Here is a 16984-nt window from a genome sequence, read left to right as displayed (position 1 = left end):
TTCTAAAACTTATACCGTAAAAGCATATACATATCCGTTTTATTATGTCCTTTTATCTCTTCCTGATCCGTACCGATTAAGTCGCGGTCTGCATAATAACTATGTCCTAGTTTAGCAGAAAGAGAAAGTTTCTTTAGTATATCCCATCGGAAAGAAAATGACAACCTGATTCCTTTCCCATAAAACGAAGGCATACTGAAAGCATACAATATATTTTTCTCATACGAATTGATACGGCTGTAATAATCGTCCGTATGAAAATAAGCCAGGTAAATATCTGATTGGAATGGGAGAGAAGACGGTTTCCAGCCTGCACCTTGCGAAATCATCCATCCGAGACTTCGTTTTCCTTTTCCTTCATCATAATAAACACCGTCGGCCGATGTTTTCAACACCCATGTCGATTGTATTCCGTAAAGCAATTGCAGTCTGATACGCTGCTGGGAATAAGGCAGAATACTCAATGCCGATTCATTTTCCAATGTCCGGTTCTTTTCTTTCTTTCTGTATTTATAACGCAAATAGGTTGTAAAGTTTTTTCCCGAATTATAATCCAGCTGAACCATATATTCCTGGCCCGAAGAAGGAGCATCCACACCGTATTTCAACCAGGGGAAACGGAACAAATCCGCATACGCCGACAATTTGAAACGGGCAAACGGCGTCCACTGCATCCCGGTATAAAACCCCTGTTCATTCTGTACGGATGAATGCTGTCCGAAAGCATTCCCGAAAAAAGCCTGATACTTTTTATCATAATAACGATGAAGCAACAATAAAGAAAAATAGGAGACAGGCGTTAACCGGATGGCATTCAATGTGGCAACTGCCTTGTTTGAAGACATGGCAGTTTCTCCGTAAAACTTTATTTTCTTTGTTTTAAACATGTAATCAACGCTTATGTCGATATTATCGTTTCCACGGAAATAGAAAAGATTATAGGGTTTCGGATCCGGTTGTACCTGATATTTTCCGAAAGAGTAGGAGAGAGCTGTAAACCCGATGGAAAAATTAGAAGTCGTATAGTGTACATTTCCGCCGTATGTCTGCATAGGAACCGTATGTTTCTTTTCCCAATCCCGCTCCAGCCGGTGCAAACCATCTGTTTTAAATGTACTGACTTCATAGTTATCAACACCGGCATCTAACTTTCTATACGAATATAACAAACTGATATATACCTGTTTTAATACTAAAGTAGAAGCTACTCCGCGAAAGTAATCATTTTCATTTGTTGAAAAGTGACGACGGAAACCATTGCTGCGTCTTTCTGCCTGTGCCACTATCGAACTGCGGCCGGGAGTAAAATCATTACTGATAACCAGACCTTGCCCGAAAGAAACCTTATAATCACCGATGGCCAAAGTTTTCAACCATTTATTCATATCTTTGAAAAACAAGTGTACTGAATAAAAATCATAGCCTTTATGATAGTTATTCCAAAACGGTTCACCGGCATCTTTTTCAGCTACCATTCCCCATTGAAACCTGTCATCAAAAGTATACGAATAACGCAGGGAATGATAGAAAGGTTCCCCCAGATATTTCCGGTTCGGATATTGCTGCAAGATACTATCCGGATATGAACAATATCCCTTTTTCTGTTGAAAACACTTATCATATCTGATTTGCAACTCATTAGAACCATACTTCAACATGTTCTTAACAGAAAAGAGTCGCTTATTAACCGATATATCTCCGATATAAACAAACGGAAGCAATAAAAAAATCGTTGAAAAATCCATTCCTTCCACATTCTTCAGTTCATAAAGAGTAACCAGCTTTCCATATTTCACACGATAAGCCAACAGGCTGTTTATTTGTTGGTCGGACAGGAAAGGCAGGCGTTTCAGTTCAGTTTCGGTCACACTGTTCAGTTCAAAAGGGTGTTCCGACAGATAGGAAAGGTCCGAATACAGGTTTTCAATCTGTGCTTCATCTTCCGTTTCAGAAGCCATTTCTTCTATATATTCCATCCACTTATCAACAGAATATATAGTCTGACTATTAAGGTTATAACTATTTATAAACAGGTATACCAACAGGGTTGTCAACAATCTTTTCATAGTGATCATTCCGTTAAAAACAATACTTCAAACCAATACCGGAACTTATTCCCAACACCGGGTGATAAAGAGCGGCCACATCTACAATAAAACCCGATAACCGGTATCCTATTCCCAGGGTGGGCAGGAGAGGGGTTGTCTTAATACCGGTGCGTACATAAAAATGAGTAAGCAACTGATATTCCATGCCGATACAACCTGTTAATACAGTCTGTTTATTCGTCTCCGCATTTCCAGCTATCAACAGGTTGTTAATTACTTCCCATTGAAAACCTATTTGTAATGAATAGGATATAAAAGACTCTATATCAATCTCTTTTTTCTGAATACTGACGGATGGAAAATCCTGTATCAACACACCAATCAACAGCTTTTCAACGGGAATAAACAAGATACCGACATCGGCGGACAAGTATTGCGGCTTTTCTTCAACCAGCTCGGTCTGAAAAAATGTATATTGAATACTGATACCGGCTGTCCATTTTTCAGTAAGTGATTTTCCCAGGAAAACACGGAACATACTTTCCCGGTATCGGTCATAACCGAAAGAAGAGATATTAACACCCGCAGAAAGTAAGTTGTTCGGATAACTGAACGACAAACCCACCGTTCCCAGTTCTTTCAGTCCGTAATAATTAAAGTAATTGATATCAAAAGACTTATAACTGTCCAAAGCAACTACCGCAGGATTAAAAAGTGCAGATTGCACAACACCACATTCGCCCATTCCCATACAACGAACACCGGGCAAACGAAGGTTATTAACAGCATGCAAACAGGGAGAAATCCCCAACAGGAGGCATAAAAACAATTGTTTCATAGATAAGATATTTTTGGTTGTTAATAAATAAACGCTCTTTTAATGCAAAATACTATTCAATGTTCATAGTCATATCGTTTTGTCATTATCAGAATCGGAGCAAATATAATGATTCTTATTGACTTGACAACTTATTAACAACTAAATTATCATTTCCATATAATTAGTCAAATTCTGTAAAACCGGTACAGGCTATTGGTAAATCACCTACTTTTGTAAACGATGATAAAGAAGAGATGGTATAAAATCCTGATTTTATTTCTATTCTGTGCAGTCGGAAGCCAGGCGCAGAAGCTGAAAATAAATACACTTCCCGAAGGTGTACAAAGAGCGTATGTCGACGGGAAAGATACCATTGCCGTTGTTAACTTGCAGGAAGTCTTTGTCTTTCCGCAAGTTCGTTTTAAAAACAAACGGGAAGAACAAAAGTATAACAAACTGGTCCGCGATGTCAAACGTACGTTACCTTATGCCAAGATGGTCTACGAAACATTAATAGAAACATATGAATACATGGAAACCCTTCCCGATGACAAAGCCCGCCAGGCTCATCTGAAGCGGATGGAAAAAGACTTGTTCAAAGAATATAAACCAGAGTTGAAAAAACTGACCTTCTCGCAAGGCAAATTACTTATCAAACTGATAGACAGGGAATGTAACCAATCCAGTTATAACCTGTTGAAAGCCTATCTGGGTAGTTTCAGGGCCGGCTTCTGGAACCTGTTTGCCGGTATGTTCGGAGCCAGCCTGAAATCCGAATACGACCCGAAAGGAAAAGACGCCATGACGGAACGTGTCGTTATTATGGTGGAAAGAGGATTACTCTGACAACTGTTTAAAGAAATCCCAGATAACAATCCCGGTCGTTACCGACACATTCAATGAATGTTTTGTCCCGTACTGAGGTATTTCAATACACATATCACAGTTATCAACAACGGATTGTTGAACACCTTTTACTTCATTCCCCATGACAATAGCGTATTTTTTATTCCTGTCTAACAACAACTTATCTAACATCACGCTTCCCTCTGCCTGTTCAATGGCACATACGGCATACCCTTGTTGTTTCAGGTTATCAACAGCCTCGTGTGTATCTTTAAAATATTTCCAGTCGACCGTTTCTTCCGCCCCTAAAGCCGTCTTGTGAATCTCTGCATGAGGAGGACAGGCTGTAATGCCACATAAATAAATAGCCTCTACCCGGAACGCATCGGAAGTACGAAAAACGGAACCGACATTGTTCAGGCTCCTAATATGGTCAAGTACAACAATTAAAGGTATCTTTTTACTTTCCTTGAAAGCCTCCGGCGTGAGGCGGTTCATTTCTGTTATCTTCAGTTTACGCATAGCTATTTTCTTTGGTTGCAAAAGTAGCGAATTAATGTGGATATGCCGTTGAAAAGGTATTGATAAGTAGTGAACACAAAATGAAAAAAAGTTCTTGCATTATTCAGAATCTCCGTTATACACCCCCTTGTTTTAATTATGCAACAATTATAACCCATTATTTATTACGAGCTATTAACAAGGGTTATACACGTTTCAACAACCATCCGGAGATATAAACTTTTACACACAACCAGTTATCAACATAAAACTAATAAAGTAGCTAATATAAAGATATACAGCAATTAAAATATCATTATTCATGTTAGTATCCTCTTGATAACCGGTTCATATACTTTAATAACTCTCCAAACAAATATTGTAACATAAATGTATTAACTGTTTCAACAGGATATCATATTCATCATATTTAAATTTAAAATTAAAGATTAATAAGAATATAATATATGATTGTGGATAACTAATGGTTGATGAAACCTCATGTCATTAACTCCTGTCATCGGATTAAGAATAGTGACAGCGAATGTCCCGAAGGGACTAACTGTGAATACCCCCCGGATCCGGTCAATAACATTGAATTAAAACCTTCGTATTATTATCCGGATAGCTATGACTAAGGTCAAAGGTAATAGACTTTAAGCGTAAAAGCAATAGGCTTTAATGATAAAAGCTATTAGCTTTGAATATTGTCGTCCCGGTGAGGCGGCATCAACATCGGGATGGCATTTCAATGTCATCGGGATGATAATAAGCTACTTCCATTGAATGTATTCAAATGTTAACGGTGACAAACTCAAGGGCAAAAGTAGTATGTTTTTACCCCTGGTTGTAATCGTTTTTAAGGGTAATCGTTTGATAATGAGGTGTGACAAACTCTCTGCTCGCCCCTATAGAATAAGGTAAATAATTTATACCTTTTTTGTCATCGGATAGCTAAGTTTTGCTTTTGTTTTTCGGCGGGAATGAATAAAGTTTTTACCTTTGCAGATTATCAACAAGAAGTTAATAACTATACTAATAGTAAGAATATCAATAATAAAGACTGGTGATAACCTTGTTGATAGGCTATTGAAATCAGGAATAATATAATAGATATACTATGTTGACGAATCAATCAATCGGATATATGGACGCACTGGTTCCTAAAGATATAAATCTGAAGGAGGCCATCGATAAGTTGCGTAAAGAGAAAAATGCGGTTATCCTCGCTCATTATTATCAGACAGGAGATATACAGGATATAGCAGATTATGTAGGAGACAGCCTGGCACTGGCTCAGTGGGCGGCTAAAACAACGGCGGATATCATTGTTCTTTGCGGTGTTCATTTCATGGGTGAAACGGCGAAGATTCTTTGTCCGGATAAGAAGGTACTGGTTCCCGATCTGAATGCAGGCTGTTCGCTGGCAGACAGTTGTCCGGCTCCGGAGTTTGCTGAATTTGTAAAACAGCATCCGGATCATGTGGTTATTTCTTATGTGAATACAACTGCTGCTGTGAAAGCGGTGACAGATGTGGTGGTAACTTCCACGAATGCCCGTCAGATTGTTGAAAGTTTCCCGGAAGGAACGAAGATGATTTTCGGCCCGGACCGTAACCTGGGTAATTATATCAACAGTATTACCGGACGTAATATGTTGCTGTGGGATGGTGCCTGCCATGTACATGAACAATTTTCACTGGAAAAGATACTGGATTTGAAGAAACAGTATCCGGATGCAGAAGTAATCACCCACCCGGAATGCAAACAGCCCGTTATACAGGTTTCCGACTTCGTAGGTTCGACTGCGGCACTTTTGAAGCACACTATCAAGTCGGACAAGAAACAGTTCATTGTAGCGACGGAAAGCGGCGTCATTCACGAAATGCGGAAAAAGAGTCCGGAAAAGGAGTTTATCCCGGCTCCGCCAAACGATAGTACCTGTGCTTGTAACGAATGTAATTTCATGCGTTTGAATACGATGGAGAAGCTCTATAACTGCCTGAAGTATGAGATGCCGGAAATATTCGTAGACGGAGAGGTGCAGAAAAAAGCTATTAAACCGATTCGGAAGATGTTGGAGATATCTGAGAAGTTAGGTTTATAATAAAAAATCAGCCCTGTTATTCATCATGATAACAGGGCTGATTTTTTATTTTACTACCATTATTTTAGTAACGACACTTTCTTTAGCTTCCGGTGTTGCTGATAATACCAGGTAAATTCCGGTAGCAACACGGCCACCACCTTTTCTTCTGCAATCCCATGTAAATGTTCCGCCGGCCGATTTACCCTGATAAATGATATTGCCTTTCAGGTCGGTTATTTTTACATTTGAATCATTCATCAGTCCGACGATGGTTACACGGTCATTCTGTTCCGGCCGAACGGGATTCGGATAAGCATATATATCCGAATAATCTTCACTGCCTTCCGTGGCATCTCCCATATAAGATACCAATCCTTTTTCGGTACCGATGAAGACTTCTCCTGTCTGCTGGTTGATAGCTAGAGTATTGACCTGGTTGGATGGGAGTGGAGAATTGGCTGTTGTAAAGTTGGAAATGGTTTCCATCCCGTCTTCACTGACTAAAAATACACCGGAACTTTGTGTTCCTATCCATTTACGGTTTCCTCCGTCAACGGCGATGGCATTGACTTGTTCACCATCCAGAAATGCATAACCTTCTCCATTTCCGTCTTCTAACGGACGAATGACACGGGAGAATTGTAGTTTACTTATTTCAGCTTTGGAATTAAGACAATAGACAGGACCTCTGTTTGTCCCAATCCAGATTTGTCCGTTCTTATCTTCTGTAACACAATAGAAACCGGCAGCTTCTATACTTTCGTTATTATTCTTGAATATTGTAAATGAATCAAATTCATCATCACTGACGTCATCTATCGTTCCTTTATCATCTAAAACGAAAATACCAATTGGAGATGGAGAGTTAATCCATTTTCGATTATTTGAAGCAATTAATATTTTATCTGCCTGATAAGCATGATTCAATTTGTCATGAATCAGAGAAATCCAAGTACCATCTGCTTTTAATACTTTGATGCTTCCATCGTCTATCTCACAGTTGGTCATCCATAGATTACCTTCTTTATCGAAGGTTAAACTTCCTATTCGGTTGTAAGTGAATTGTTGTTCAGTTGTTTTATTTAATGCGGGAGATATAGTACTATTAGTATGATTGTATAGTTTTACGAATTTATTTTCTCTAAACTCTAATACACCTTCTCCATAAGCGGAAACAAAATAATGGGTAGGATCTTTGGGGTCGACTGCTATCCCTGTGTAATCTTTTGTTGTAAATATGAAGTTATTCTCTGGAAATTGTTTGTTGACTTCTTTATTAACTTCGTTTTCGTCGAGATTAAACCATTCGTTTCCATTGTAAATCATTAATGTTCCGGGAATATTTAATCGATCAGAATTACGGCCTCCACCTACAATATATAATTGATTGTTTTCTATGGTCATAAAATAATTATAATTCCGTTTGGGAGAATATAATTCATTATTTGTATTTTCCAGGATAGTAGTATATTGTTCGTTGCTCTTTTTAATTCCTTTTATACCATTTATTCCGGTAGCTATCCAAAATGTATTAGCATCTTTACCGGATGTAACATCATTGATATTTTCTACATTAATAGCATCTTTAGTCGTAAAATTTGAATAGATATAAAGAGTGGAACCAGTATAAGTAATTAGATTTTCATTCCGGACAAGTAAATTTTTTAATTGATTGTTTTGAGAGATTATGTTTATCTGTCCGTTAGATTGGTAATAAACTCCACTATTCTGAACAAAGAAACATAAATTATTTTGGAATAAAACTATTTTTCTGATGTTATTACTATTAAATATAGAAGTATTGAGAGAATAAGCAGACCAGTTATTATGATCTAATAAATTACTATCTAATTTAGCTCTGATTACTCCGCTCTCTGTAGCAGCATAGATATACTCATCTTTAATACAGACAGAATATACTTTTTTATTCAGCTTATAGGTATCTGTAATGTCTTTTTTATCTATATTGATTAGCATAATTCCAAAATTGGTGGATAAATAAGCGTATTCATTATATATGAATATACTGTTAATCGTCTTATCCTGAATATTGGAATTATTCATTAAATAAGGTAGGTTGTAGATACCTTTATCACTCAATAGGTCAATATTTCCACTGATGCTATATGTAATTAGTAGTGTATTTGTAGTCGGGTTGAATGCTACATTATTTATATCATTGTCACTTAACCCTGTTTGTTTTGAGTAATAGGATATACTGTTATCTTCTTTATTATAACTGTATAACGAACCGTTGGCTACACCGAATACATGATTATTACCTTCAGCAACCAAAGTTGTTGAGTAATAAGATAAATAAGTATTCCATTGGCCTATTGCCTTTTGAGCTACTGCATTCGTAACGAGTAAGCAGAAGAATATAAGTGTATATAGTATCTTCTTCATAATTTATTCTGATAATGTAGATAAAAAAGCACTTAATTTTTTTACAGCTTCAGCCCGGTGGCTGATTGTATTCTTTATATCATTACCCATTTCGGCAAATGTCTCCGTATGATTGTCCGGCATAAAGATAGGGTCGTATCCAAATCCGCTTGTTCCGCGTTTATCCTTTGTTATCTGACCGTTTACTATGCCTTCGAACAGATATTCCTTTCCATCCAGAATAAGTGCTATAACGGTACGGAAACGGGCTTTGCGGTTTTCCATCCCTTCCATTTCCCGGAGAAGTTTTTTCATATTGGCTTCCGAATCATGTCCGGGACCGGCATAGCGGGCAGAATATACACCGGGAGCATTGTTCAGCGCTTCTACTTCGAGGCCGGTATCGTCGGCAAAGCAGTCGTAACCGAATTTATCTTTAATGTAACGAGCTTTCTGGAGCGCATTACCTTCCAGGGTATCGGCTGTTTCCGGTATGTCATCATGACAATCGATGGCAGCTAGACTTACTATTTCTGTATGACTGGCTGTTATTTTTTGTACTTCATCCAACTTATGTTGGTTATTTGTTGCGAATACGAGTTTCATATCTATAAATGTCTAAATAAAAAAGCACTTCTGTACGATATATAACGTATGGAAGTGCTTTTAATTGTTTGAATGAATCTTTTATGTTTTTATCTGGTCAAATCCTTCTCCGTAAACTCCCCGGACAATACTTTGCGAGATGAATGCCTGATGGTCTATCTGTTTTACCAGACGGAAAATGGATACTGATTCTGATTTCTTAGCTAATAATACGACAACTTTGACCGGTTTGCGGGAATAACCTCCGACACCGTCCAGGATGGTACATCCACGGTCCAGGTCGTGAATGATTCGTTCGGCTATTTCATCGTATTTCTGTGAGAATATGAGGAATTGCACCGATTGACGGTTACCATTCAATACCATGTCGAGGACATAGTTGCTGATTATCATTTCTACGAAACCAAACACGATCTTATCCACATTATGGAAGAGGAAGAAAGAAGAACTGATAATGAAGAAATCGCAGAATAACAAGGCACGTCCGATGGATATGTTCTTGTATTTATTCACGATAGCTCCGATAATATCGGTACCTCCCGTACTTCCGTTTGCAGAAAAGACCAGTCCGAGTCCGGCTCCGCAAAGGAGGGCACCAATCATGATAGCCATAAACGGCTGGTCGTGCAGAATCGGGTTTCCTTTCAGCAGCCATTCAAAAAATGAAAGGGAAGCGGAAAGGGAGAATACTCCGAATATGGTTTTTATCAGGAACTTAAAACCTAATATTTTAAGTGCGGCCAGTAGTAAGACTACATTGATAACAAAGTATGAAACCGATACCGGTATGGCGCCGCCTGTGGCGAAGAATATCAGCGCACAGATACCACTAACGCCACCGGTAACAATTTCATTCGACAGGATAAATGCATTGAATCCGAAACCATATAATAAGGTCCCGAACAGAATCATCAGATAATCCTGTATTGAAAAATAAATTTTATAAAACTGAGCAGCTTTCATCAGATAACGATATTAACAATCTTACCCGGAACGACAATAACCTTTTTAGGTGTTTTGCCTTCCGTCCACTTAGCGGAACTTTCATGGCTGAGAGCTGCCTTTTCAACCTCTTCACGGGGCATGTCAGCCGGAAGTTCCATACTGAAACGGGCTTTTCCGTTGAATGAGATAGCGTAGGTAACTGACTTTTCTTTCAGATACTCTTCGTTGTGCTGGGGCCATTGAGCATCGCAAACCGTAGTCGTATGACCGCATTCGTGCCATAACTCTTCTGCCGTATGAGGTGCAAACGGGGCAAGCAGGATAACCAGTTGCTCCAGGATAGCACGCTTGTTACATTTCACGCTACTTAATTCATTGACACAAATCATGAAAGCACTGATAGAAGTATTATAAGAGAAATGCTCGATATCGAATGTTACTTTCTTAATCAGTTTATGTAATGACTTTAATTCCTCAGCTGTCGGTTCGGCATCGATTATCTGAAGGTTGTCGGTATTTCCGTAGAATAAAGCCCATAGCTTTTTCAGGAAACGATGAACACCGTCGATACCGTTTGTATCCCAAGGTTTGGATTGTTCCAACGGGCCTAAGAACATTTCATACAGACGTAATGTATCTGCACCGTATTTTTCAACAATCATATCCGGGTTTACTACGTTGAACATAGATTTTGACATCTTTTCAACAGCCCATCCGCAGATATATTTGCCGTCTTCCAGGATAAATTCAGCATTCTTATATTCCGGACGCCAGTTTTTAAAGGCTTCGATATCCAGAATATCATTGTATACAATGTTTACATCTACATGGATAGGAGTAACTTCGTACTGGTCTTTCAGGTTCAGAGAGACAAATGTATTGGTATCTTTGATACGGTATACGAAGTTTGAACGTCCCTGAATCATACCCTGGTTAATCAACTTCTGGAACGGTTCATTCTCGCAGATAACTTCCATATCATACAGGAACTTGTTCCAGAAACGACTATAAATCAGGTGACCGGTAGCATGTTCCGTACCACCGATATACAGGTCTACGTTTTTCCAGTAATCATTTACCTGTTTATCTACCAGACCTTTGTCGTTATGAGGGTCCATATAACGCAGGTAATAAGCGGAAGAACCGGCAAAACCGGGCATCGTACAAAGTTCCAGCGGGAAGATTGTTTTATTATCTATCTTGGAGGTTTCAACTACTTCTTTATTAACCGAATCCCAGGCCCATTTGGTTGCATGTCCCAATGGAGGTTCGCCTGTGGCAGTCGGTAGGAATTTGTCTACTTCCGGTAATTGTAAAGGCAATGCTTCAAACGGTAACATCTGAGGCATTCCGTCCGCATCATAATATACGGGGAACGGTTCGCCCCAATAACGCTGACGGCTGAAGATAGCATCACGCAGACGGTAATTTATTTTTACACGTCCTAACTTATGTTCTGCTACAAATTTCTTGGTGGCGGCAATAGCTTCTTTAACGGTTAATCCATTCAGTGACAATTCGCAATAAGGAGTAACGTCCGGTCTCGGTGAGTTGCAGACGATACCTTCCTTGGCATCGAAACTTTCTTCGCTAACGTCGCAACCTTCAATCAACGGGATGATAGGCAAGTTGAAATGTTTTGCGAAAGCATAGTCACGGCTATCGTGAGCCGGAACAGCCATGATGGCTCCTGTACCGTAACCGGCCAGCACATAATCGCTAATCCATACAGGCACTGCATCTCCGGTAAACGGATTGATTGCGTATGAACCGCTGAACACACCTGTTACCTGGCGGTCGGCAATACGTTCACGTTCTGTACGTTTTTTGGTACGGTCCAGATAAGCGTCTACTTCTTGTTTTTGTTCCGGAGTTGTTAATTTCTCAACCAGTTCGCTTTCGGGAGCCAGTACCATGAAAGTAACACCGAACATCGTATCGGCACGGGTAGTGAAGATAGTAAATTCCAGGTCGCTGTCTTTTACCTTGAAATTGACTTCGGCACCTTCGCTTCGGCCTATCCAGTTACGTTGTGTTTCTTTCAATGAATCCGTCCAGTCGATGGTATCCAGTCCGTCCAGTAAACGCTGGGCGTAAGCAGATACACGCAGACACCACTGACGCATCATTTTTTGTTCTACCGGGAAGCCTCCACGTTCGGAAACGCCGTTTACAACTTCATCATTTGCCAGTACGGTTCCCAGTTCGGAACACCAGTTAACCATTGTATCACCCAGATAAGCGATACGGTAATTCAGTAATATTTCTTGTTTTTCTTTGTCACTTTTAGCTTTCCATTCAGCGGCGGTGAAACTTAATTCTTCGCCACAGGCAACGTTCAGACCTTCAGTACCTACGGTTTCAAAGGCTTCAATCAGGCTTTCGATAGGAAGTGCTTTCTTTTCATCGTTGCAATAGTAGCTGTTGAACATTTTGATGAATGCCCATTGTGTCCAGTGATAATATTCCGGGTCGCAGGTACGGATTTCACGACTCCAGTCGTAGCTGAAACCTATTTTATCCATCTGCTCACGATAACGGGCGATATTTTGTTTGGTAGTTACTTCGGGATGCTGTCCGGTCTGGATGGCATATTGTTCTGCCGGCAAGCCGTAAGCATCGTATCCCATCGGGTGTAATACGTTGAAACCCTGTAACCGTTTGAAACGGGAATAAATGTCAGAAGCGATGTAACCGAGCGGATGACCTACATGTAGTCCTGCACCGGATGGGTAAGGGAACATATCCAACACGTAGTATTTGGGTTTATCCTTATTTTCTTTCACTTTATAAACCCCGTTGGCAATCCAATATTCTTGCCATTTTTTCTCGATTTCTCTGAAATTGTACTCCATAATATCTAATCGTTTTTTATCGTTTTCAGTTTAAAGCCACAAAGTTAGTTATTTTATTTAGTTTTACTTCACATAACGAATCTTCGGTCCGGGTTTATCGTTCTTTTTGAACGAAGACTCGTACAAAATGAGCCTGCTTCGGCGGATACTTATTTGCCTCATTCTACCCCGTCACAATTTCCTTAGCAGGAAACTCTAGTTTCTTCCATAGGAAACACGTGTTTCCTGTCTGGGAAATTACAGTTCCCTATGGAGGAAATTGAACCTTCTTTCCATCCTCTTTGTTATTGAATGACAATAAATTTGAAACGCCATTAATGCCTTTAACCCGACCTCTGACAAGCAAGCTAAATTTAAACTATAAAAATTACAAGTAATGAGAAGATGTACTATTGTTTTCCTGGTTGCCTTGTTGACAATGTCGATAAGCGCTGCCCCTGTCGATGTGGAACAGGCCCGGAGCGTTGCGCTCAGTTTTCTGAAAAGCAATCGTCCGCAGACCAAATCCTCGCTTACGAAACTGACGTTAGTCTGGTCGGATGGCGGAGTCGCTACCAAATCGGATGCCGGTTCGCAGGATGCTACTTTTTATGTGTTTAATCAGGGCGATGATAACGGTTTTGTGGTCGTTGCCGGTGATGACGTTGTTTATCCTATTCTGGGATATGGTATGCAGGAACCGTTCCGGAAAGATTCCATGCCGGTTAACCTGCGTTCATGGTTTGACAGTTATCAGCGTCAGATTAACTGGATGCGCGGAAATAAAACGGTAGCCGGTAAAGAGATAACTGCCGCCTGGAATCAGTTGCGGCAGGGCACTATGCAACTGAGTTCGGATGGTGTATTACTGACGACTGTGTTGTGGGACCAGATGACACCTTATAATAATCTTTGCCCGGTGGTAAACAGCCAGCGTACTCCGACCGGTTGCGTGGCGACTTCTACTGCTATTGCCATGCAATACCATAAATGGCCGGATGTAGGACAGGGCAGTCATTCCTATACTTCACAGACATATGGCTTATCTCTTTCCGCTACTTTCAATACGCCTTACCAATGGGATAATATGCCTTCTACTTATACTGCCGGACAATACACTACCCAGCAGGCGCAGAATGTAGCCACTCTGATGTATGATGTCGGTGTTATGTCGGAAATGAATTACGCGCCCGGAAACAGTGGTGCGCTGACAATTACAGCAGCCCAGGGCCTTGTCAATTATATGAAATACGATAAGTCCCTTCATGTATTGCAACGTGAAAACTATCAGACGGCTGAATGGGAGTCTATCATCAAAGGTGAATTGGATGATAATCGTCCTGTCATTTATGGTGGTGAAAATGGTCAGAACGAAGGTCATCAGTTTATTATCGACGGATACAATACATCCGATTATTATCATGTGAACTGGGGTTGGAGCGGACTGGCGAACGGTTATTACCTGCTATCGGTTCTCGAACCCGAAGAACAGGGAACAGGTGGCAATAGCGGTGGTGGTTTCTCCCTCGACCAGAATGCCATTATCAGCATGATGAAGCCGGTGGAAGGTTCGACCTATCAGGACGTACTGGTGTTTTTCTATGGTGAAAATGAGGGTACTGTATTCAATGGTCTGTCTGTTACGACTGACGATTTCGAACAGAACCAGCTTTTCGGTCTTCAATACGGTTATGTAGGAAATATGAGTATCCGTGATTTCACCGGTAACCTTGTTGCAGCTCTTGTGGATAAGGATGGAAATACCAAAGAATTTATTTCCAGCGAAGAACCTGTCACTATCGAGATAGAACGCGGAGTGGGGCAGGAGATACCTTGTACGATTACCAAAGCAATCGTTCCGGGTGACCGTATCCGTTTGCTTTATAAGAGCAGTGACGGCAGCGAATGGAAATGGGTAAGAGGCGGTGGTAATACGACCGGCGAGATTCTGGTGGCTGCCGACCCGACTTCGACGGAAGAAATATCTTCGGATATGAATGTTTCTGTCTCCTATGTGGATGGTACAGCTTATGTAACTTCTCCTGTAGCTATTCTGGAAGTTGCTTTGTATGATATGAACGGCCGCCTGTTAAAAAAGCAGCCGGGAAGCAATAACTCAACCGTTACGCTTTCTTATAGCGGATATCCGGCAGGTATTTATGTGATGGAAGTACAGACTGTGGAAGGAAGAAGCAGCCATAAGTTGGTAAAAAAGTAAATATATAATAGAAGTAGAAGGGATGTCCAAAAGTCGGACATCCCCTATTTTCAATGGTTTTACTTCTTCAGCAACGGCCAGTTCGGGTCTTCGATGTGTTCACGAACCATGATTTCTTTCAGTTCGGCTACTTTTTCAGGATATTTATCCAGGATGTTATGTCTTTCCGAAGGATCGGCTGCTAAGTTATAAAGCTCATAATAAGGCTTATCGCCACGGATATTCATGTGAACCAGTTTCCACGGACCTTGACGGACAGCCTGACGACCGTTCATTTCCTGGAATTCGAAATACAGGAATTCATGTTCTTTCTGTCCTTTACGGTTTTGAAGCAACGGTAACATGCTTACGCCATCCATCTCTTTCTGTTTAGCTTTCGGGCTGATGATTTCTTCGAATGTAGGCAATACATCCCAGAAAGAACACATAAAGTTTGTTTCTGTTCCCGGTTGGATATGTCCCGGCCATGAGATAATCATCGGCACGCGGATACCGCCTTCATATAAGTCACGTTTGTAGCCACGGTACATACCGTTGCTGTTGAAGAAATCAGGATCAGCACCACCTTCCATGTGCGGACCGTTGTCGCTGGCGAAAATAATGATTGTATTATCGTATAAACCTTTATCTTTCAGCTTCTGAACAATCTGTCCCACATATACGTCCAGACGATATATCATAGCAGCAAATGTAGCGTGCGGATGAAGCTGTGTGCAATAACCGCCTTTGCGGAAAGCCGGACTGCCCGGTTCTGTTCCTTTGTAAGCCTTTTCGGGATACATGCCACGGAATTTCTTAATGATACTGTCTTCCGGTACGATCAGTTCGGCATGCGGCAGGATAGTCGGATACCACATAAAGAAAGGTTCGTCTTCCTTGAGGTTATCCAAATAATCGAGTGCTTTTGAATGGATAAGATCCTGCGAATAAGTACCTTTTCCGTATTGAACTTCCAATACATTATCTTTTAGTTCCACTCGTTGGTCGTTATCCCACAGGTGGTCGGGATAGTAACTATGTGCCAGCAACTGGCAGTTATATCCGTAGAATGTTTCACAACCCTGGTTTTTAGGATCGCCCGAAGTACCGATATAACCCAATCCCCATTTACCGAAGGCAGAAGTCTTATATCCTGCATCCTGCATTACATGGAAGATGGTGCGGGTACCTTCCGGCAACGGGAATTGTCCTTCCGGGTCGAGTTCTTTGTTTCCCCGAACAGGAGTATGTCCGCTGTGGGTACCGGTCAACAGGCAGGAGCGGGAGGGGGCACTGACAGTCGTTCCCGAATAGCACTGGGTGAAACGCATACCGTTTTGCGCCAGTTGGTCGATGTTCGGAGTTTCAAACTTTTCCTGTCCGTAGCAGCTTAGGTCACCGTATCCCAGGTCATCTGCTAAAATAAATACGATGTTTGGTTTTTTGTCTTTGTTCTTTTGTGCTTGTACAAAAGGAACAGCCAGCATAAAGCCGGAAGCGAGTAATAAAGTTTTTTTCATGATTCTAAGATGTTTCTTGTCAGACATGCTGGCAAAGTTATATTTTTTATTTAAAAAGTGTAGGAAAGTTTTCTAATTAATAAAGAAGCTGATGCAAGAAGAGGTTATTTTTCTCTCACAAAAATTTGTACCTTTGTGCGGTTGTAAATAAAATGATAAAAGATATATCCCGTGGCAAAGATCGTTGAAACCC

At 40.6% G+C, this 16984-nt stretch carries 11 protein-coding genes; 3 read left to right on the top strand and 8 right to left on the bottom strand.

The features are described 5' to 3' along the window. Positions 1–2 precede the first annotated feature (2 nt). On the bottom strand, positions 3–2066 hold the full coding sequence (locus HMPREF1535_RS08530; protein WP_046145867.1) for a helix-hairpin-helix domain-containing protein: 2064 nt from the start codon (positions 2064–2066) through the stop codon (positions 3–5). A 13-nt stretch (positions 2067–2079) separates the two neighbouring features. Then, positions 2080–2886 (bottom strand): hypothetical protein, encoded by an 807-nt coding sequence (locus HMPREF1535_RS08525; RefSeq protein ID WP_046145866.1) that lies wholly within the window; start codon positions 2884–2886, stop codon positions 2080–2082. Between the two features lie 222 nt (positions 2887–3108). Between HMPREF1535_RS08525 and HMPREF1535_RS08520 the strand changes: the two genes are divergently transcribed. After that, positions 3109–3714, top strand: coding sequence for a DUF4294 domain-containing protein (locus HMPREF1535_RS08520; protein ID WP_046145865.1), 606 nt, complete (start codon positions 3109–3111; stop codon positions 3712–3714). Here the strand turns inward: HMPREF1535_RS08520 and HMPREF1535_RS08515 are convergent. Beyond that, positions 3706–4236, bottom strand: coding sequence for an RNA methyltransferase (locus tag HMPREF1535_RS08515; protein ID WP_046145864.1), 531 nt, complete (start codon positions 4234–4236; stop codon positions 3706–3708). The two genes, HMPREF1535_RS08520 and HMPREF1535_RS08515, sit on opposite strands and share 9 nt — an antisense overlap. Positions 4237–5335: 1099 nt before the next feature. Here HMPREF1535_RS08515 and nadA point away from each other — a divergent pair. Then, complete coding sequence (gene nadA / locus HMPREF1535_RS08510; RefSeq protein ID WP_046145863.1) at positions 5336–6322, top strand: quinolinate synthase NadA; 987 nt, start codon at positions 5336–5338, stop codon at positions 6320–6322. Between the two features lie 45 nt (positions 6323–6367). Here the strand turns inward: nadA and porZ are convergent, their stop codons facing one another. The 4 genes from porZ to leuS all read right to left on the bottom strand — a co-directional run bounded on the left by porZ (position 6368) and on the right by leuS (position 13095). Continuing rightward, positions 6368–8710 carry a type IX secretion system anionic LPS delivery protein PorZ gene (porZ, locus tag HMPREF1535_RS08505; RefSeq protein ID WP_046145862.1) on the bottom strand — a complete coding sequence of 781 codons (2343 nt, stop codon included), beginning with the start codon at positions 8708–8710 and terminating at the stop codon, positions 6368–6370. A 3-nt stretch (positions 8711–8713) separates the two neighbouring features. Continuing rightward, a complete protein-coding gene (locus HMPREF1535_RS08500; RefSeq protein WP_046145861.1) occupies positions 8714–9295 on the bottom strand; it encodes a non-canonical purine NTP diphosphatase in 582 nt (193 codons plus the stop codon). An 81-nt stretch (positions 9296–9376) separates the two neighbouring features. After that, positions 9377–10258, bottom strand: a complete 882-nt coding sequence (locus tag HMPREF1535_RS08495) for a YitT family protein (protein WP_009860457.1) — start codon at positions 10256–10258, stop codon at positions 9377–9379. Then, the gene (gene leuS, locus HMPREF1535_RS08490) at positions 10258–13095 is read right to left on the bottom strand and encodes a leucine--tRNA ligase (RefSeq protein ID WP_046145860.1); all 2838 of its coding nucleotides are present in this window, start codon (positions 13093–13095) and stop codon (positions 10258–10260) included. The genes HMPREF1535_RS08495 and leuS overlap by 1 nt, the downstream gene beginning before the upstream one ends. Before the next feature lie 376 nt (positions 13096–13471). Between leuS and HMPREF1535_RS08485 the strand changes: the two genes are divergently transcribed. Further along, positions 13472–15292 carry a thiol protease/hemagglutinin PrtT gene (locus HMPREF1535_RS08485; RefSeq protein WP_046145859.1) on the top strand — a complete coding sequence of 607 codons (1821 nt, stop codon included), beginning with the start codon at positions 13472–13474 and terminating at the stop codon, positions 15290–15292. Between the two features lie 59 nt (positions 15293–15351). On the opposite strand, the gene HMPREF1535_RS08480 is transcribed toward HMPREF1535_RS08485, so the two are convergent. Continuing rightward, positions 15352–16758, bottom strand: coding sequence for an arylsulfatase (locus HMPREF1535_RS08480; protein WP_449590794.1), 1407 nt, complete (start codon positions 16756–16758; stop codon positions 15352–15354). Between the last annotated feature and the right edge of the window lie 226 nt (positions 16759–16984).

This window comes from Parabacteroides goldsteinii DSM 19448 = WAL 12034, from assembly GCF_000969835.1.
Taxonomy (GTDB): Bacteria; Bacteroidota; Bacteroidia; order Bacteroidales; family Tannerellaceae; genus Parabacteroides; species Parabacteroides goldsteinii.
This window is presented reverse-complemented; position numbering and strand designations above follow the sequence as displayed.